The following is a 17,404-nucleotide window of genomic DNA, read 5'->3' on the forward strand; positions in this document are numbered from 1 at the left end:
ATTCGTCCTGAGCCCCCTGCTCAGGTCCGCCCCGTCAGCCCGCTCTCGCACAGGCTCGCGACCATCGCCGAGCACGGTCCCCGTCCCTCTGCAATAGGCTCGGTCACGTCGCTCGCCGGACGGATACCTTTCAGCGGTACACCGGCGCGGTCAGCACGGGCGGGACCACCGGCGCGGCGGCCGCCACCCTCGCCTTCGCGCGCCACACCAGCGGCGTGAGCGCTCCCACCAGCACGAACACCGCCTGCACCGTGTGCGCGAGCAGCGCGATGGACATCGCCTTCGCGGCCGTCGTCCCCATCGCTCCCGCCGCCAGCGAGAACATCCCGTCCGTCACGCCCACCTGCCCCGGCACCAGCGAGCCCATCGCCAACGCCACCAGGTAGAGCCCCTGCGTGAACAGCGCCTGCACCACCGACGCGTCGATGCCCACCGCGTGCGCCAGCACCGCGTACTGCATCACCTGCAACACCCGGCTGCCCAGGAAGGCCAGCATCGGCCGCCACGGACACAGCCCTCCGGCGCACACCGATGCCTGGAACGCCTCCGCGTGCTCGCCCCACTTGCCGCACCGCCTGCGCATCCACGTGCCCAGCCGCTTCGTCCGGAGCCCCGCGCGCACGCCCAGCGACGCGAGCAGCAACACGACGCCGTGCACCAGCATCGCCACCGTGAACGTGCTCCAGCCCGTCATCAGATATGCCGCCAGCGCGCACGGGAAGGAGATGAGCCCTCCGGCTCCCAGCGACGCCGACTGCGACGTGGCCGCCGCCGCCGTCGCGGCCGCGCCTCCCGTGTATGGCGTCAGCAGCGTGGCCTTCGTCGCCTCCGCCGCCGTTCGGCCCGCGGGCGCCATGCTCGACACGGCGGTTCCAATCAGCTGCGCTCGCACCAACACCGACAACGGCACCTGCCGTGCACGCGCGCCGTAGGACAGCCGCGTCGCCGTGGCGTCACACGCCTGGCGTCCCAGTTCGATGAACACCACCCAGGGGAGCAGCGGCAGCGCGTCCAGGAGCGTGGTCTTCAGCTCGCCCGCGCCGGCCTTGTGCACCAGGGTCCCCAACATCCCCAGGCCGCCCATCGCGAACACCGGCTTGAGTACCGTCAGCAGTCTGCGTCTCCAGACGCACGGTGAGGCGGAAAGCCCCTCCCCTGCGGCGGCCCCCGGCCCGGCCAGGGCCCCTTCGCGGTGCTCGTTGCTCACACTCGCCCTCCTCGCCCGTCCCCACCCGCCCCACCGCGGGGTCCATTTCAGAACCTGTGCAGCCCCCAGCGTCGTGGCGAGGCCCGATCGTCACCGACCGTCAGCCTCCTTCCTCTCGCGTCCGGGGGTGGACAGAGCGCCGCGTCCTCGGGACGGGAATGCAGGCGGAGCGGATCCATCCGCCAGCGGATGCACACCGCGCGTGGCACCACAGCGCACGCTCGGCAGCAGGGCGGAAGGCGGTTAGGGTGGCGCCGCCTTCACAGCGCGGGAGCAATGCCATGAAAGCAGTGCGCTTCTCGGCCTTCGGGCCGCCTTCCGACGTCGCCCAGGTGGTGGAGGAGTCCCCCACCCCGCTGAAGCCTGGCGAGGCACGGCTGGCCGTGCTCGCCACGCCCATCAACCCGTCCGACCTGCTCACCCTCTCCGGCGAATACGGCGTGCTGCCCAAGCTGCCCGCCACGCCCGGCAACGAGGGCGTGGGCCGCGTGGTGGAGGTGTCCGGCTCCGACGCCGTGGCCGTGGGCGACCTCGTGTTCCTCCCGCTGGGCGCGGGCACCTGGCGCACCCACCTCACCGCGCCCGCCGCGCAGCTGTTGCCCGTGCCTCCGGGTCTGGACCTGCTCCAGGCGAGCATGCTGCTCATCAACCCGCCCACCGCCTACCTGATGCTGCGCCAGTTCGTGACGCTCCAGCCCGGCGAGTGGGTGGTGCAGAACGCCGCCAACTCCGCGGTGGGCCGCTACCTCATCACCCTGGCGCAGGTGATGGGCCTGAAGACCGTCAACGTCGTGCGCCGCCAGGAGCTGGCCGACCAGCTCAAGGCCCAGGGCGCGGACGTGGTGCTGCTGGACACGGACGAGTTGCCCCAGCAGGTGCGCGCGGCCACCGGCGGCGCGAAGGTGCGGCTGGGCATCGACGCGGTGGGCGGCGAGTCCGCTCGCCGCGTGGGCGACTGTCTTTCCACCGGCGGCACGCTGGTGAACTACGGCGCCATGAGCGGCAAGGGCCCCATGCTGTCCGCGGCGGCCGCCATCTTCAAGGACGTCACCCTGCGCGGCTTCTGGCTGACGCGCTGGCTGCGCGACGCCCCCCGCGAGGAGCAGAACGCCACGCTCGCGCGGCTGGCGGAGCTGATGGCCGTGGGCACGCTCCAGGCGCCCGTGGACGGCACCTATCCGCTGGAGCGCATCCAGGACGCGGTGAAGCGCGCGCTGGAGCCGGGCCGCAACGGGAAGATTCTCCTCACCCCCAACCCCGCGGCGTGAAGCACCCGCCGCTCACATGAAGGAACGACCATGAAGCGAGTCGAAGGCAAGGTGGCCCTGGTGACTGGCGGTGCGGGGGGCCTGGGCGCCGCGTCCGCTCGGATGCTCGCGCGCGAGGGCGCGAAGGTGGTGGTCACCGACCGGCGCGAGGGCGAGGCCCGCGCGGTGGCGGAGGAGCTGGGCGATGCCGGCCTGTTCCTCCCGCTGGACGTCACCCGCGAGGACCAGTGGGTGAGCGCGCTGGCGCGCACGGTGGAGAAGTTCGGGCGGTTGGACGTGCTCGTGAACAACGCCGGCATGGGCATCGTGAAGGACGTGGAGGAGATGTCCCTGGACGAGTGGAGGTTCGTGCACTCGGTCAACCTGGACGGCGTGTTCCTGGGCTGCAAGCACGGCATCCGCGTGATGAAGGAGTGCGGGGCCAAGGGCTCCATCATCAACATCTCCTCCATCGCGGGGCTCGTGGGCGTGCCGCAGTTCCCCGCGTACTGCTCCAGCAAGGCCGCCGTGCGCATGCTGTCCAAGTCCATTGCGCTGCACTGTGCCTACAAGGGCTACGGCATCCGCTGCAATTCCATCCACCCCGGCTACGTGGAGACCGCCATGGTGGAGGCGCTGGCCCAGGCCGGTGGACAGGCGGAGAAGACGCGCGCGCGCATGCTCAAGGGCATCCCCGCGGGCCACTTCGGTGAGCCGGACGACGTGGCCAACGCCGTCGTCTACCTGGCGTCGGACGAGTCCAAGCTGATGACCGGCGCGGAGATGGTCCTCGACGGCGGCGCCACCGCGCAGTAGCGCGGCAGGCCCCCACTCCAGGCGCCCGGGGACATCACTCCCAGGGCGCCCCGAGCAGCTCTCCGAAGCGCATGCCCAGCTCCATGCGGCCCACCATCACCTGTCCCCAGGCGGTGGCCTGCGCGGCCCAGGTGGCGGGCGTGAGCCCCAGGGTCTCGAAGAGCTTCATCACGTCCCCGCCCTGCTGCATCGCCTTGATCATCCGCGCGTAGTCCACAATCGTGGGGAAGGCGGACTCCGGGAAGAGCACCTCGCGGTCCACGTCCTTCAGCGGCACGCGGGGCTGGAGCGTCACCAGCAGGCGCTGCGCCTTCACGCGGGAGAGCGTCTCCTGCTGTTCGCGCTCCACGGCCTGCCGGGCCTGGAGCGCTTCGGCCTCGCGGCGCTGGGCCTCCAACTGGCGCTCCTGGTCGCGGCGGCGGGACTCGGCCACCTGTCGGTCGATTGCGCGCTGCCGCTCGCGCTCCTGGTCCTCACGCCTGCGCTCGCGGCGCTCTCGCATCATCCGCAGCGCGTTGTGCGTGTCGTCCAGGAAGTCACGGTGGATGTTGGACTCCTCCGGCGGGGACTGCGTGGCGCGCACGCGCTGTTCGAAGGCGGGGAGCCACGACTCGAAGTGCTCCAGCTCCGCGTCCAGGACATCGAGGACGTGGACGTCACGGCCTTCCAGCCCGTTGCGCAGCGACATGGCGCCCTTCGACACGGAGAGGGACGCCGTGCGCGGGCGCGTGCCCACCAGCTCCTCCGCCGCGTCCCAGAGGGCGCGCAGCCTCTTGGGGAGCGCTTCCACCGGGACGCGGTCCAGCAGCTGCTCCGTCTGGCGATAGAGCCCTTCCGGATCCACGCGCCACCAGGTCTGGAAGCGCACGAGCGCGTCCGGCTCCACGTCGCACTGGTACTCCCACAGACGGTCTCGCCAGGCCGCGAAGGCGGTGAGCAGGGGAGCGCGCTCGGCGGGATGGGACTGGAAGCGCCTCCACACGGCTTCGACGAACAGCTCGCTTCCGGTGAGGGAGCTCCAGGAACGCACCACGCGGGTCAGCGGCGCTACCAGGAGGTGCTGGCCCGGCCCTTCCCAGACGGCCATCAGCAGCCGGCCGAAGTGACCGGGGTCGGGGTGCTTCTCCGTGCTCGGGCGCTCCGGAATGAGGCTCAGGTTCCGGGCCCTGGAGGGGAACATGAGCAACGCCTCCAGCAGGGCCTCGCCGCTGTTCGGGTCGCGGGCCCAGTCGTTCAGCCGCCGCTGTTCGTCCACGCCCGAATGGTGGAGGAAGCGCGCGAACGAGGAGTCCTGGAAGCACTCGGTGCGGTCCTTCTTCGCGCCCCGGTCGATGGCGTGAACGGTCTCCTCCAGGAAGGCCCACATCGCCTCGGACTCTTCTTCCTCGGGGGGCTCGGGGTCGTCGCGCGGAGGCGTGGCGGCCCAGCTGAAGAAGTCGAGCGCGGTCTCCGCGGGCAGGTCGCTCAGCACCGAGCGCGCCCAGCGGGCCCAGCGCCGCTGGTCATCCAATCCCCATTCGCGGAAGGGGCGCCGCTTCGCGAAGGAGAGCAGCTCGTCCGCGAGCGACCCGACCGTGCGCAGCGACACGGTGAGCAGCGCTTCCAGGGCGCCCTCGGGCGGAGGGGTGGGAAGTTCGCGGAGGACCTCCTTGGCGAAGGCCGCGTCCCCGTCCCGCTGCAGGCGCGTGAGCAGCCGGCGCGAGCCCCACTGGCTCAAGGTGCGCCGCGAGAAGGCGGCGAGGTCCGCATCGGAGGAGTCCAGCGCCTGGGCGACCTCCACCTCGTCGCGAAGACACAGCGCGCACTCGAAGCGGACGTCGGGGTCCATGCCATACAGGCCCCGGTGGAGCGCGGCGGAGACATTGTCCGGCGGCGCTTCGTGCGACGCGCGCACCCAGGCGACCGCGGCGCGTGCGGACAGCTCCTGCACGTCGAGCACCCCCAGGGCGAGGGTGCGGATCCGCTCGCGCTCCTCCTGGTTCAAACGGGGGGAGAGGCCGCTGCGCCAGCGCGTCATCGCGAGCATGGCCTCCACCGCCACGCGGCCCTCCCCGTGCAGCAACTGGTTGCGCACGGAGTAGCGCGCCTCCTGCGACCAGGTGCCCTGATGCACCCAGGCGAGCGACGCCAGCAGGCGCAGGGTCGGATCCGGAGACTTGCTCGCCAGCCACTCCACCGAGTCCGGCATGGGACTGAAGGGCGCGAGCATCTCCTCCAGGGATGCCTCCTCGATGGGCAGAATCACCGCCCACGCATCTTCCAGCTCCCGCACGAAGCCGCGCTGGATGAGGAGGGGCTCGATGCGACGGGCGTCCTCCGCGAGGCGCTGCACCGCGCCCCACTGCCGTGCGTAGCGCGCCTCCAGCACCGCCACCTGGGCGGGCTCCAGCGCGGCGGTGCGGGCCGCCAGGGAGAAGCGGTCCACGCCGGACTTCACCAACGCCCGCGCGGAGCCATAGCGCTCCAGCGGGATGGCACCACAGAGGCAGTGAGGGCACGCGGCATCAGCAGGGATGAAGCGGATGCACCCGGGGCAGCGAACCTCCGCGCCCTGGCGCACGCCGCTGTCGAGCAGGGCGGACATGCCGTGTGTCTACCCCGGTCCGGGGGTGTCGCGCACGGCCCAGGCTTCACCCAGGTGCCCTGCCCCGCCAGACCATGGCGGCCGAGCAGTCCTCGCAGCAAGACTTGCCGTCAGGCCTGTGGGCCCGGGTGCTCCACCGAGGATGAAGCAGGGGCAACCGCCAGCCGCTCCCAGGCCATCCGTATGTCATTCCAGGGAGACACACACATGGGCGCATTGGACGGGAAGATCGCGGTCGTCACGGGCGGGAGCACGGGCATTGGCTTCGCCATCGCGGAGCGCTTCGCCAGCGAGGGCGCGGAGGTGGTCATCGCCGGGCGCCGGCAGCAGCGCCTGGAGGACGCGGCGGCGAAGATTGGCAGGGGTGCCCGGGGCGTCGTCACCGACGTGGGCGATGACGCGCAGGTGAAGCGGCTCATCGACTCCGTGCCGCGCGTGGACCTGCTGGTGACGTGCGCGGGCGGGGCCATGTTCGGCGCGGTGGACAGCGTGCCCTCGCAGTCGTGGCGGGCCCTCTTCAACGACCGCTTCTTCGGCCAGCTCTCCGCCTGTCACTACGCGGTGCCGAAGATGGCCCCGGGCAGCGCCATCATCCTGTGCTCCGGCATCGCGGGTCACACTGCGCTGGTGAACTACTCGGGCGGCGCGGGCCTGTGCGGCGCGGTCAACGCCATGGGCCGCTCGCTGTCCGTGGAGCTGGCGCCCAAGGGCATCCGCGTCAACGTCCTGTCCCCCGGCCTCACGCGCGACACGGCCATCGACTGGGGCGTCCCGCCGGAGCAGGTCGGCGCGTTCCTGGACGCGCTCGTGAGCAAGGTGCCCCTCAAGAAGCCGGGCACCGTGCGCGACATGGCGGACGCGGCGTACTTCCTCGCGACGTGCGCGTACGCCACCGGGCAGGTCATCGACATCGACGGTGGCTGGACCGCCGGAGCCTGACGCTCTCGCGGGACAGATGCGCCGGTGCCGGAGGAGCGATGAAAAAGTCGCTCCGATGAGCACGCCAGACGAAGCGCGACGCGCACTGGAGTCCGTCTACGCACGCGTGGAGACGCGCGCGGCGGACATCTCCGGCTCCCATGACGGGTGGCCCTGCCGCCGCGGGTGTGACCACTGCTGCCGCCATCTGGCCGCGCCGCTCCCCATCACGCAGCAGGAGTGGAGCGACCTGGAGGCAGGGCTCCGGCAGCTCCCCGCCGGGACGTTGGAGGAGATCCGCACCCGCGTCGACGCCATGGTCCGTCAGGAGGCCCGTTTCCCAATCATGCGAGAGGGAGCCCCTTTTCAGGGATTGGCGCCCGCCGTCCCGCTGGGCGCCGGCTGCGTGGGCACCTTCAGCTCCCCGGAGATGATGCGAGCCTTGAGCGCTTCCACTGTGCGCAGCGCCTCGTCCTTGCCCGGGAAGTCCAGCCGCACGGGAGCCAGCCCCATGCCGCCCTCCTTCAACCCGAGCGAGACATTCCCACCCTGGAAGCGACCCTGGCGCTGCTCGCGGATGGCCTCGTACACCACCAGGTCCACGTGCTTCACGACGGCGGACAGCACCGCCTCCGGCGCCAGGTGGGACGGGTCGGAATCCACGCCAATCACAGACACGGCCTTGCCTGCCTCGCGCGCCTCCTTCACGGCCTGGATGGCGCCCAGGCCGTCCACGCCGGCCGCCGCGAAAATGACGTCCGTGTTCTTGAGCAACAGGTCCTGCCCCACCTGCTTGCCCAGGGCGAAGTCGGTGAAGCTGCCGGTGTAGTTCACCAGCACCGTGGCGTTCGGGTTCGTCGCGGCCACGCCGGCCCGGAAGCCAGCCTCGTAGCGCTGCACCAGGGGAATCTTCATCCCGCCCACCATGCCCACGCGGCCCGTCTTCGTGACGAGCCCGGCCAGCGCTCCCGCGAGGAAGCAACCCTCCTCCTCGCGGAACACCACCGTGCGCACGTTGGGCAGCGTGATGACCCGGCCCTGCGCGTCCAGCAGCGGGCTGTCCACCAGCAGGAAGGGCAGTGAGGGATTGCGCCGGGCCACCGTCTCCACGGCGTTCTCCAGCATGAAGCCCACGCCCATCGCCAGCGACACGCGCTGCTCCGCGAGCAGTTGGAGGTTCGGCTCGTAGTCCTCCGCCACGCGGCTCTGGAGGACCACCGGCGTGATGCCCAGCGGAATCATCTCCCACCCGCGCGCGGCGACGTCCGGTGCCAGCGAGGCCTTCCGCTCGGACGCGGTGGTGTCCTGATATCCAGCCTTCTCGTATTTCACTCCCCCGGCCCACAGCTCCAGTCCCCGCAGGGCGGAGTCATTGAAGGCGTGGTCGCCCCGGCCTCCCAGCCCCAGCACCAGGCCGATTGCGGGCTTGGAAGGCGCGGCGGGCGCCTCCTTCTTGCAGCCAGTAGCGACCGCCAACAGACACAAGACGAGGGGGAGGATTCGGCGGCGCGGGCGCATGACGCCGCGTAATGTACCATGCGTCTTCTGGCGATCCCCCGGGGTGGACGATGCTCTACTACTTCAAGTGTCAGAAGTGCCTGAACACCAGCGGCATCTTCCTGGAGAGTGAGTTGCCGGGCGACATGCCGACGTGCAACCACTGCACGAAGGAAGGCGGCAGCAGCAAGGTCGACAAGCTGTCGACGATGGCCTTCTTCTTCGGCTGCGCTGACTGCAAGGGCCAGTGGATGTACTCCGCGCCCAGCACCTACTCGGATGAGAAGGCGAACCGTCCGGACTGTCCGACGTGCGGACACAACCACTCCATCTTCTTCGTCCCGCTGACGACGGACGCCAACAAGGCCCAGAAGCGCAAGAAGGCCGGATTGCTCAACCCGGCGCGGCACGACGTCAGCGGCTCGCTCGACATCGCTCCGGACGCGGCGGTGCTGAACCTCAAGCGGCGGCGGCTGGACGACGGCTTCCAGGACGAGGTCCCCACCTTCAGCGTGAAGCCCGTGGAGGACGATGACGCCAAGGCGCGCATCGACACCGAGCGGGCCTACCAGAAGGTGAAGAGGCGGCGGCAGGACTACGACACGAAGTTCGGGGCACTGTCGAACGCACAGAACCCGAAGACGACGACCACGCACCCGGGCCGGGTGGTGTCACTCAACCAATACAAGACCCTGCTGACCCACCGGGAGACGGTCAACAGCACCAGCTATCCCCGGCTGAGCCAGTCCGCCCCCACGGTGGTGAACGCCGCGAAGATCGTCGGCCGCGACGCCGTCTGGGATTACCGCGAGCTGGGCCCCAACTCCTTCATGCGGCGGCTGTGCACGCTGCTCTACACCATCGACTTCGGCGGGGACTCGATGAACCCCGTCGAGCTCCAGGCCATGTGGGCCCACGGCTCGCTCTACATCTCCTCCAACAACTACTCCTATGGGCTGGAGCTGGAGAACTCCCTGGGCACGCATGGGACGCTCAAGGCGCTGATTGGACAGATCAAGATTGGCAAGACGGGCGCGGGGTCCATCGACTCCTCCAAGCGCAACCTGAAGAAGTCCCACACGGATCGACTGGCGGATTACAAGGCGGCCTTCGTCTCGAACACCGAGGCGGCCTATTCGGAGTACTTCCAATATCAATGGAAGTACATCTTCAAGCAGCTCCGTGCGTCGCTGAACTGCGCGAACCACGAGGTCCTCACCATCACGAAGAACGGCGACGACTACACGGCCTGGACGGCGCCCGCGGTGGCTCCGGGCCGCGTCTACCTGGTCGTGCCGGAGCAGGGCCGCGGGACCTTCACGAAGAAGGACATCCACGCGGAGCAGATGTTCTATCCCATCCTCATGAACCTGGACGCGGCGGGGCTGTTGAGCGAGTCATCCCCGGCGTTCATCGGGGGCGTGAAGACGCCCTGCCGGACCTGCTACGAGGTGCTCCAGGCGGCCTCCGGCGCGCTGGGCAACAAGCTCGTGCTGCCGACGGATGCCTCCGGCCACTACTGGGAGGCGTCCGGAATGCACGTCCCGGGCACCGTCTTCCCGCCAGCCCATCAGACGATGGTGTTCGGCAAGCCGGGGTCGGACAAGATCTTCGACACGGAAGTGCCTCCGTCCCCCACGGGCCACTGACGCTCAGGCGTCATCGCCATACATGCCAATGGGGATCTTCGCCTTCACGGCCTCGATGACGGCCGCGGGGCACTTCGCCTCGGCCGCGGTCATGAGCGCCTTGGGAGATGCGTGGAGGGTGACGGCTCCCAGGGAGTACTCGACGAGCGGCACCGCCATCTTGCAGGTGGTCTTCAGGTAGAAGCGCAGGTCTAGCGCCCCCCGGATGGCCTCCACGGCGTCCTGGAGGGCGACCTCCGCCGTGCGCGCGTTGTCCGCCTGCTGATACGCGGTGATCTGCTGCTGGCTCAGCAGCTCCGCGTAGACGCCCAGGACATGCTCGGGGAGGTAGTGCACCTGGGCCTCGCCGTAGGGGATGGAGGCCGCGTTCAGGTAGGGCGCCTTGATGACGCCGCTCGGGAACGAAGTGCCGTCCTCCAGGACGATATTCCGCTCCACGCCGCGCCGCTTTCCAGTGGAGCTGACGTCGGGCCGGGTGCCATTCACCCGCTCCCGCATCTCCACGAGCTTCGCGCTGACCAGATCCCAGGTCCCCAGGGTCTTCCCATTGGCCTGCGGCGCCGCGGTGCGGGGGAACTCGCCAGGATACCGGCTTTCGAGGACGTTCTTGGTGGGCAGCCCCAGGTCCCCCTTTCCCCAGCCAGCGAGCTCCGCCTGGTTGCTGATGACCACCCCCGGGCATTTGAAGGAGTCGTACTCCTGGATGGGCAGCCCCTGCAGCACGGTGAACGCCGCGTGCCAGTAGTTCTTGTCCAGCGAGGGCTCCACCGCGTCGATGCCCAGGTGGTAGTATTTGTACCTCGGGTGGATGTTGTATTTGATTTCATCCTCCACCCGCCGCGTCTTGCGGATGCAGAGCACCCGGGCGAACTCGGCGCGGATCCGCTCGGAGAGGGTGGCGACGCTCGCCTGACTCTCCGTCTTGGACAAGTGGTTGAAGCGCTTCAGGCGAGTGCCTCTGGCAATCTTGGGCATGACTTGAATCTACGGGTTGTTTCAGGCGCAGGGAACGACCTGATGCGTGGACGTGCATGGGGTGTAGGCTCGGGGGCCATGACCTACCGACGCGCTCCGGTGAAGGCTCCGCGACTCTCAGGCATGGCCCTCAAGGCCATGGTCAACACGCTGGAGCGGGGCGGCGTGGGCCCTGCGCTGGTGGAGAAGTTGATGCGGGACAGCGGCATCGAGCAGTGGCGAGAGCTGTCCGCCGGCGATGCTCCGCCCATCCAGTACCCGCTGCCCCCGGGCGCGCCGCCTTCCGAATCACAGACACCGGTGGAGCAGGCCGCGCGCGCTGTCGCCGCGTCGCCCGTGACGCCGAAGCAGCAGACGGTCGCGGCGTTCGCTCGCGCCTACCGGGACGGGAGCACGGATCCAGTGGCCGTGACGCACAAGGTCCACGAGGCGATTGAACGGCTGGACGTCGGCGCGGACCGCCTGGGGCTCTTCATCGCTCGCAAGCCGGAGGAGGTACTACGGGCGGCGGAGGCGTCCGCGGAGCGGCTGCGCGCCGGAATGCCCTTGAGCGTGCTCGACGGTGTGCCCGTGGTCATCAAGGACGAGCTGGACCTGGCGGGCTTCCCCACGACGCTGGGCACCACGTTCCGCACCGAGCCGGTCCAAGCCGACTCCACCGTGGCCGCCCGGTTGAAGGCCGCGGGCGCGGTCATCCTGGGCAAGGCCAACATGCAGGAGATTGGCATCAACCCCATCGGGTTGAATCCGCACCACGGCGCCGCGCGCAACCCGTGGAACCGGGGCCACATCACCGGCGGGAGCTCCAGCGGCTCTGGGGCCGTGGTGGCGGCGGGCCTGTGCCCGGTGAGCATTGGCGCGGACGGCGGCGGCTCCATCCGCATCCCCGCCGCGCTGTGCGGCATCGTCGGGCTCAAGGCCACCTGGGGCCGCATCCCGGAGACGGGCGTGCCGCCGCTGTGCTGGAACGTGGCGCACGTGGGCCCCCTGGGTCTCACCGTCGACGACGTGGCGGCGGCGTATGCGATTGTGGCCGGACCGGACGGACACGACGTCGTCGCCCGGCAACAACCTCCGCATCACCTGTCTGGCTATGAAGACGGCGCGTTGAAGGGCGTGCGGATGGGAATCTGCACGCCTTATTTTGAAGACGCGGACGCCGACGTGGTGGCTCGCTGCCGCGAGGCCGTGCGCGCCCTCACCGACGCGGGCGCCACGGTGGTGGAGCTTCCCGCGCCGGACCTGAACACGATTCTCTGGACGCACAGCTGCATCATCCTGAGTGAGATGGCGGAGGCGATGCTGCCGCAGGTGAAGGCCCGCGCGTCGGTGTTCGGGCTCGACTCGCGCACCAACCTGGCGCTGGGGCGTCACTTCCGGGCCACGGACCTCATCCACGCACTGCGGCACCGGCACCGGCTGACCCGCGAGCTGCTGGCGCTCATGGAGGACGTGGACGTCATCGTCACGCCGACGACGGCGAGCACCGCGCCCGCCATCCCCGAGGCGACGCTCCCCGCCGGAGAGTCGAACCTGCCGGTGGTGGACGCGCTGATGCGCTTCATCCGCCTGGCGAACCTCACCGGCTGCCCTGCCCTCTCCGTGCCCGCGGGCTTCGACCGCGCGGGCCTGCCCGTGGGCGTGCACCTCATGGGGCGCCCGTACGAAGAGCACCTGCTGCTGCGCCTGGGGCGCGTGGTGGAGCGCGCGAGCGAGCGCCGCACCCCGGGCATCCACGTCAACGTTCTGCCCTGACCGGGACAACTCTTCTTCTCATCTCCCGATAACCTTCTCGAACCGCGAGCACGGAAGGTCCGGGACATGTCCATCGACGGAGTGGGAAGAGGCGGAGTCCGGCAGGTGACGCCGCGCGCCGTGGAGGGACAGTCCGGCCCCGTGGCGAAGAACGCGCTCGCGCGCCCGCTGGCGGCCAAGGACGTCTTCGAGGCGAAGCGCGCCTCCTCCTCCTCCAGCTCCGGCAACGCGAACCTGCCGCCCATCCAGTCCAACACGGGCACGGTGCAGGCCGGCACGGTGCAGTTGGATGAGGCGACGAAGGTGGCTCGCGGCGCGCTGAAGATCGACTCGAACGCGGATCCGAAGACCTACGACGGCATGTACCTGGGCTCGGACGGCTACGCCTATCCGCCGGACAAGTTCTCCGTGTCGGAGGTGCCGCCGTTCAAGCCGGAGAAGCCCATCGCCTCCCCGACGCCGACGACGTACCACGTCAACGGCATCCTCACGCAGCCGCAGGGAGATGGGAACGCCACGGGCGAGGCCCAGAAGCTGGCGAACGAGACGGGCACCAACGTGGTGCCCATCTACAACGCCACGGAGGGGCTGCCCGCGGACGTGGCGCAGACGGGCATGGACCGGCTGGGCCTTGGCGACAACAAGGCGGCCCAGACGCTGGCGGACGCCATCTACAGGGACCTGCAGGCCGGCAAGAAGGTCAACGTCACCGGCTACAGCCAGGGTGGCGCCATCGTGTCGAGCGCGCTGCGCGACGTGGACAACCGCATCAAGGACGACATGGGCGGCTTCTGGGGGAACCTGCCCGTCCTCGGCGACGGCAACCGCGACAAGCGCGAGGCGCTGCTCGGGAACATCAACGTCTCGACCTTCGCGGGCGCGGGCAAGACGTTCCCGGACGGGCCCAAGTACACCTTCTACGTGAACAAGCAGGACCCCGTGCCCTCGTGGCTGGGCACGCACGCGTTCAACCCGGTGACGGACATCGTGAGCGGCATCGCGTCCGGCCTCTTCCCCGGCATCGGCATCCTCAACGGCGGCCCGTCCACCCAGTATCCGGAAGGAGCGACCATCCACACCTTCGACTCCGCCGGGAACGGCGAAGTCTTCGCCCTGGATGGCAAGCACGGCATCGACACGTACCTGAACAACATCCAGGACGCGGTCTGAAGCCACTGGGGGCGCGGTGTTCCTGCTCGCCTGGGGATCACGGTGAGGCGGGCGCCTGCTCTTCGGTCCGCGCCCGGTTGGGACGGCGCTCGGGGACGGGGGCGATTCCGCCCACCCACTCCCAGTCCATGCCGTTCCACGCCTGTTCGCACCAGCGCAGGTCCGTGGCCAGCTCGCGCGCCTTGGTCCCGTGGGGGATGAGCGCCCAGCCCAGCCGGGACTGCTTGCACTCGCCGCTCTTGAACTTCAGCAGCCGGCGCTGACCCTGGGCCTCGGCGCGCTCCGCTTCCCAGAGCGCCTGGTTCCGGAGGCCGTCACCCTCCGCATCCACGCCGTTCCACTCACACCACGCCTGGACGTCCTTCAGTCGGACCAGCTTCGATCCCCGGGAGAGTTCCGTCACGGCCGCGACGAGAAGGTCGGGGGTGATGACACGCATGCGTTGGGGCCTCCGTTACAGAGCGGCGAAGGACTCCAACGTACAGCGTAGGAAATGGCGGAGGGCCTCAGCTCCGCCATGCGTTTGTCATGGTTCTGTCATGAAGCCCGGCATGACGCAGGCGGGCATGCGTCAGGGCTTCGGCGCGGGCTTGCTTGCCGGGGCGGGCGGTGTGGCTGCCTTTGCCTTGGAGTACGTGGCGATGCGGTTCGTCACCTCGCCCATCAGGTCGTTGGGGATGGGGACGGAGAGGTTGTACTGGGCGATCTTCCAGCCGGCCGCGTCCTTCACCAGCACGCCGCTGCCGCGCGCGGGGCCCAGGTTGGGCGTGTCCAGCGCCTCGTCGAACCAGGCGACCTGGCCGTCCTTGGAGAAGAACACGTTGCGGGACACCGACTTGAAGGACCACGCCTTTCCCTTGGAGAAGTAGGGCTTCGACCACACGCGGAACTGGTCCACCGTCCAGCGCTCCTCGCCGTCCGTGCCCATGAAGACCGCGTCCGGCGTGAAGAAGGAGAAGTAGCGCGGCTCGTTGGCCACCGCCGCCGCGCGGTGCCAGTCGTCCAGCACCGTGGCCACCGCGATTTTCGGGTCGGCCGGAGCCTGGGCCGCGGCCGGAGCAACGACGGGGTTGGCGCCGAGCGCCAGCAACAACCAGGAGACGGATGCCATCGGGTTCACCTCGACGCAAGGGGGGTTCGCGGTATGAAGCGGCAGGCGTGCCTCCAGGTCAAGGCATGCGACACAAGGCGGTGGTGGCGTGGTGCTCGAAAGTTTTCAGGTGGGCACGGGGGATGTGCTCACGGTGATGTTGCACGGCTTCCTCGGCACGGGCCGCAACCTGCGCTCGCTGGCCGTCGCGTGGACAAGAGCCGATCCGCGCCGCCGCATCCTCCTGCCCGACCTCACCGGCCACGGCACCTCCCCGGCCCTGCATCCGGACGCGGACCTGACCACGCTCGCGCGCGACGTGGTGGACACGCTCGACGCGCAGGGCTTCACCGGCGCCGTGGACTGGGTGGGCCACTCGCTGGGCGGCCGCGTGTCCCTGGCCGCGAGCCTGGAGTCCTCCGAGCGCGTGCGCAGCGTGGCGCTGCTCGACATCGCGCCCGGCCCCGTGCCACTGAACCTGTCGGACAGCGGCTATGTCCTGGACATCCTGCTGAAGGCGCCGCAGCGCGCGGACAGCCGCAAGGACCTGCGCGCGAACCTCATTGGCAACGGCCTGTCGGAGGCGCTGTCGGACTGGCTCCTCATGAACCTCACGCCCGACGGTGACGGCGTGCGCTGGCGCTTCGACCGCGACGCGCTCCTCCGGCTCCACCGCCGCGTCAACGGCGAGGACCTGTGGCCCGCGGTGGAGCGCCCCGTGCATCCGCCCCTGCGCTGCATCCGCGGCGGTCGCAGCCGGTACGTGTCCGATGAGAGCGCCCAGCGCCTGGAGGACGGCGGCTGCCCCGTGGCCTTCCTCCCGGACGCCGGCCACTTCGTGCACGTGGACAGTCCCCAGGACGTGCTCACGTGGCTGATGGCCCCCTGATGGATGCGAACACCGTCCTGCTCGTCTTCATCGCCGTGGGCCTGGACGGCCTGGCCGGGCTCGCGGGCGGAGTGCTGTCCGAGCGTTGGCTGCAACGGCGGCTCCCCGCGCTGGTGGCCTTCGCCGCCGGCACGCTCCTGAGCGCGGTGTTCCTGGAGGTGCTGCCGGAGGCGGTGGCGGCCAAGGGCGATGCGGCCTTCGCGTGGGCCTTCGCGAGCTTCGTCGTGCTGACGCTCATGGAGTGGGCCCTGGGCCATCACCATCACGACGCGGAGGCCGCCGCCGGACACGCGCACGGCCATCACGCGCCCCCGGTCTCGCCCACGCTGCCCACCGCGCTGCTCGCATCGGACGCGTTGCACAACGTGGGTGACGGCGCGGCGGTCGCGGCGGCCTTCCTCGTGTCGCCAGAGGCGGGCTTCGCCACCGCGTTCGCCGTCATCGTCCATGAGCTGCCGCAGGAGGTGGGCGACTACGCGCTCCTGCGCGCCGCGGGCTGGACTCGCGCGCGGTCGCTGGTCGCGCTGGCCGGGGTGCAGCTCACCGCCGCGGTGGGCGCCGCCGGCGTGCTCCTGGGCACGCGGTATCTGCCTTCGCTCCAGGGCACGGTGCTGGCCATCGCCGGAGGCTCGTTCCTCTACATCGGCGCGGTGGACCTGCTGCCGGAGCTGCGCCGGGGTCCGGACTCGCGCCAGCGCGTGGTGGGCTTCCTGTGTGGCCTGCTGCTCATTGGCGGACTGCACTTCGCGGAGCGGTTCGCGGGAGGCCATGGCTGAAGGGCCGCGCCCCTGAGAGGATGAGGCCATGCAAGGAAAGACCGTGATTGTCACCGGTGCCTCCGCGGGCATCGGCGAGGCGCTGGCGGTGGCCCTGGCCGGCCGGGGCGCGAACGTGGCGCTGGCGGCGCGGGATGCCCAGGCGTTGGAGCGCGTGAAGGCGAAGTGCGAAGCCGCGGGCGGCAAGGCGCTGGCGGTGCCCACCGACGTGGGCGACCCGGAGGCGTGCCGCGGCCTGGTGGAGCGCACGGTAGAGGCGTTCGGCGGCGTGGACGTGCTCGTCAACAACGCGGGCATCACCATGCACTCGCGCTTCGAGGACGTGAAGGACCTGGGCCTCTATGAGCGCCTCATGCGTATCAACTACCTGGGCGCGGTGCACTGCACCTTCCACGCGCTGCCGTACATCAAGGCGCGCAAGGGATTGCTCGTCGCCGTGTCATCGCTGACGGGCAAGACGGGCGTGCCCATGCGCACCGGCTACGCGGGCAGCAAGCACGCCATGCAGGGCTTCTTCGATTCGCTGCGCATCGAACTGTTGGGCACCGGCACGGACGTGCTCGTGGTGTCACCGGGCTTCGTGGCCACGGACATCCGCGCGCACGCGCTGGGTCCGGAGGGCCAGCCCCTGGGCCAGAGCCCTCGCGACGAAGCGGGCCCCACCATGGACGTGGACACCTGCGTGGCCCTCATCCTGCGCGCCATGGAGCGCCGCGACCGGGAGCTGGTGATGACGCTCACCGGCCGCGTGGGACTGGTGCTCAAGCTGGTGGCGCCCGCGCTGGTGGACAAGCTGGCCGCGCGCGCCATCCGCGGCAAGAAGGCCTGACG

15 protein-coding genes are annotated in these 17,404 nt (G+C 70.0%); 9 read left to right on the forward strand and 6 right to left on the reverse strand.

Annotation, left to right across the window (positions count from 1 at the left end; translation table 11 throughout):
- Positions 1-130: 130 nt before the first annotated feature.
- Positions 131-1,207 (reverse strand): lysylphosphatidylglycerol synthase domain-containing protein, encoded by a 1,077-nt coding sequence (locus D7X99_RS35000; RefSeq protein WP_169825259.1) that lies wholly within the window; start codon positions 1,205-1,207, stop codon positions 131-133.
- A gap of 281 nt (positions 1,208-1,488) precedes the next feature.
- On the opposite strand from D7X99_RS35000, the gene D7X99_RS35005 reads away from it, so the two are divergent.
- Together D7X99_RS35005 and D7X99_RS35010 are read left to right on the forward strand one after the other, a co-directional pair.
- Positions 1,489-2,475 (forward strand): zinc-dependent alcohol dehydrogenase family protein, encoded by a 987-nt coding sequence (locus D7X99_RS35005; protein WP_121781565.1) that lies wholly within the window; start codon positions 1,489-1,491, stop codon positions 2,473-2,475.
- Positions 2,476-2,505: 30 nt separating this feature from the next.
- Positions 2,506-3,270, forward strand: coding sequence for a glucose 1-dehydrogenase (locus D7X99_RS35010; protein WP_121781566.1), 765 nt, complete (start codon positions 2,506-2,508; stop codon positions 3,268-3,270).
- 34 nt (positions 3,271-3,304) lie between these two features.
- Here the strand turns inward: D7X99_RS35010 and D7X99_RS35015 are convergent, their stop codons facing one another.
- Positions 3,305-5,854: a hypothetical protein gene (locus D7X99_RS35015; RefSeq protein ID WP_121781567.1), complete on the reverse strand. Its 2,550-nt coding sequence runs from the start codon at positions 5,852-5,854 to the stop codon at positions 3,305-3,307.
- Between the two features lie 207 nt (positions 5,855-6,061).
- Here D7X99_RS35015 and D7X99_RS35020 point away from each other — a divergent pair, with 207 nt between their 5' ends.
- The gene (locus D7X99_RS35020) at positions 6,062-6,793 is read left to right on the forward strand and encodes an SDR family NAD(P)-dependent oxidoreductase (RefSeq protein WP_121781568.1); all 732 of its coding nucleotides are present in this window, start codon (positions 6,062-6,064) and stop codon (positions 6,791-6,793) included.
- 345 nt (positions 6,794-7,138) lie between these two features.
- Here the strand turns inward: D7X99_RS35020 and D7X99_RS35030 are convergent, their stop codons facing one another.
- Positions 7,139-8,290 (reverse strand): BMP family protein, encoded by a 1,152-nt coding sequence (locus D7X99_RS35030; RefSeq protein WP_121781569.1) that lies wholly within the window; start codon positions 8,288-8,290, stop codon positions 7,139-7,141.
- 50 nt (positions 8,291-8,340) lie between these two features.
- Here D7X99_RS35030 and D7X99_RS35035 point away from each other — a divergent pair, with 50 nt between their 5' ends.
- Positions 8,341-9,918 (forward strand): hypothetical protein, encoded by a 1,578-nt coding sequence (locus D7X99_RS35035; RefSeq protein ID WP_121781570.1) that lies wholly within the window; start codon positions 8,341-8,343, stop codon positions 9,916-9,918.
- Positions 9,919-9,921: 3 nt separating this feature from the next.
- Here D7X99_RS35035 and D7X99_RS35040 read toward each other — a convergent pair whose 3' ends face one another.
- Positions 9,922-10,893, reverse strand: coding sequence for a hypothetical protein (locus D7X99_RS35040; protein ID WP_121781571.1), 972 nt, complete (start codon positions 10,891-10,893; stop codon positions 9,922-9,924).
- Positions 10,894-10,971: 78 nt separating this feature from the next.
- Between D7X99_RS35040 and D7X99_RS35045 the strand changes: the two genes are divergently transcribed.
- Positions 10,972-12,648, forward strand: a complete 1,677-nt coding sequence (locus tag D7X99_RS35045) for an amidase (RefSeq protein ID WP_121781572.1) — start codon at positions 10,972-10,974, stop codon at positions 12,646-12,648.
- Positions 12,649-12,714: 66 nt separating this feature from the next.
- Positions 12,715-13,818, forward strand: a complete 1,104-nt coding sequence (locus D7X99_RS35050; RefSeq protein ID WP_121781573.1) for a PE-PPE domain-containing protein — start codon at positions 12,715-12,717, stop codon at positions 13,816-13,818.
- A 37-nt stretch (positions 13,819-13,855) separates the two neighbouring features.
- Here the strand turns inward: D7X99_RS35050 and D7X99_RS35055 are convergent, their stop codons facing one another.
- Positions 13,856-14,257 carry a hypothetical protein gene (locus D7X99_RS35055; protein ID WP_121781574.1) on the reverse strand — a complete coding sequence of 134 codons (402 nt, stop codon included), beginning with the start codon at positions 14,255-14,257 and terminating at the stop codon, positions 13,856-13,858.
- Between the two features lie 132 nt (positions 14,258-14,389).
- The gene (locus tag D7X99_RS35060; protein ID WP_121781575.1) at positions 14,390-14,929 is read right to left on the reverse strand and encodes a nuclear transport factor 2 family protein; all 540 of its coding nucleotides are present in this window, start codon (positions 14,927-14,929) and stop codon (positions 14,390-14,392) included.
- Positions 14,930-15,017: 88 nt separating this feature from the next.
- On the opposite strand from D7X99_RS35060, the gene D7X99_RS35065 reads away from it, so the two are divergent.
- The 3 genes from D7X99_RS35065 to D7X99_RS35075 are packed head-to-tail and all read left to right on the forward strand — an operon-like array spanning position 15,018 to position 17,402.
- Positions 15,018-15,797, forward strand: a complete 780-nt coding sequence (locus D7X99_RS35065) for an alpha/beta fold hydrolase (protein WP_121781576.1) — start codon at positions 15,018-15,020, stop codon at positions 15,795-15,797.
- Positions 15,779-16,573, forward strand: a complete 795-nt coding sequence (locus tag D7X99_RS35070) for a ZIP family metal transporter (RefSeq protein WP_147476356.1) — start codon at positions 15,779-15,781, stop codon at positions 16,571-16,573. The genes D7X99_RS35065 and D7X99_RS35070 overlap by 19 nt, the downstream gene beginning before the upstream one ends.
- Positions 16,574-16,601: 28 nt before the next feature.
- A complete protein-coding gene (locus D7X99_RS35075) occupies positions 16,602-17,402 on the forward strand; it encodes an SDR family oxidoreductase (protein ID WP_121781578.1) in 801 nt (266 codons plus the stop codon).
- The last annotated feature ends 2 nt before the right edge of the window (positions 17,403-17,404 follow it).

Source organism: Corallococcus sp. AB032C (assembly GCF_003668935.1).
GTDB classification, from domain to species: Bacteria; Myxococcota; Myxococcia; order Myxococcales; family Myxococcaceae; genus Corallococcus; species Corallococcus exiguus.

Excerpts from the sequence above, each read along its gene's own strand:
- D7X99_RS35005 (WP_121781565.1), top strand. The coding sequence starts at position 1,489 with ATGAAAGCAGTGCGCTTCTCGGCCTTCGGGCCGCCTTCCGACGTCGCC.
- D7X99_RS35010 (WP_121781566.1), top strand. The coding sequence starts at position 2,506 with ATGAAGCGAGTCGAAGGCAAGGTGGCCCTGGTGACTGGCGGTGCGGGG.
- D7X99_RS35015 (WP_121781567.1), bottom strand. The coding sequence starts at position 5,854 with ATGTCCGCCCTGCTCGACAGCGGCGTGCGCCAGGGCGCGGAGGTTCGC.
- D7X99_RS35020 (WP_121781568.1), top strand. The coding sequence starts at position 6,062 with ATGGGCGCATTGGACGGGAAGATCGCGGTCGTCACGGGCGGGAGCACG.
- D7X99_RS35030 (WP_121781569.1), bottom strand. The coding sequence starts at position 8,290 with ATGCGCCCGCGCCGCCGAATCCTCCCCCTCGTCTTGTGTCTGTTGGCG.
- D7X99_RS35035 (WP_121781570.1), top strand. The coding sequence starts at position 8,341 with ATGCTCTACTACTTCAAGTGTCAGAAGTGCCTGAACACCAGCGGCATC.
- D7X99_RS35040 (WP_121781571.1), bottom strand. The coding sequence starts at position 10,893 with ATGCCCAAGATTGCCAGAGGCACTCGCCTGAAGCGCTTCAACCACTTG.
- D7X99_RS35045 (WP_121781572.1), top strand. The coding sequence starts at position 10,972 with ATGACCTACCGACGCGCTCCGGTGAAGGCTCCGCGACTCTCAGGCATG.
- D7X99_RS35050 (WP_121781573.1), top strand. The coding sequence starts at position 12,715 with ATGTCCATCGACGGAGTGGGAAGAGGCGGAGTCCGGCAGGTGACGCCG.
- D7X99_RS35055 (WP_121781574.1), bottom strand. The coding sequence starts at position 14,257 with ATGCGTGTCATCACCCCCGACCTTCTCGTCGCGGCCGTGACGGAACTC.
- D7X99_RS35060 (WP_121781575.1), bottom strand. The coding sequence starts at position 14,929 with ATGGCATCCGTCTCCTGGTTGTTGCTGGCGCTCGGCGCCAACCCCGTC.
- D7X99_RS35075 (WP_121781578.1), top strand. The coding sequence starts at position 16,602 with ATGCAAGGAAAGACCGTGATTGTCACCGGTGCCTCCGCGGGCATCGGC.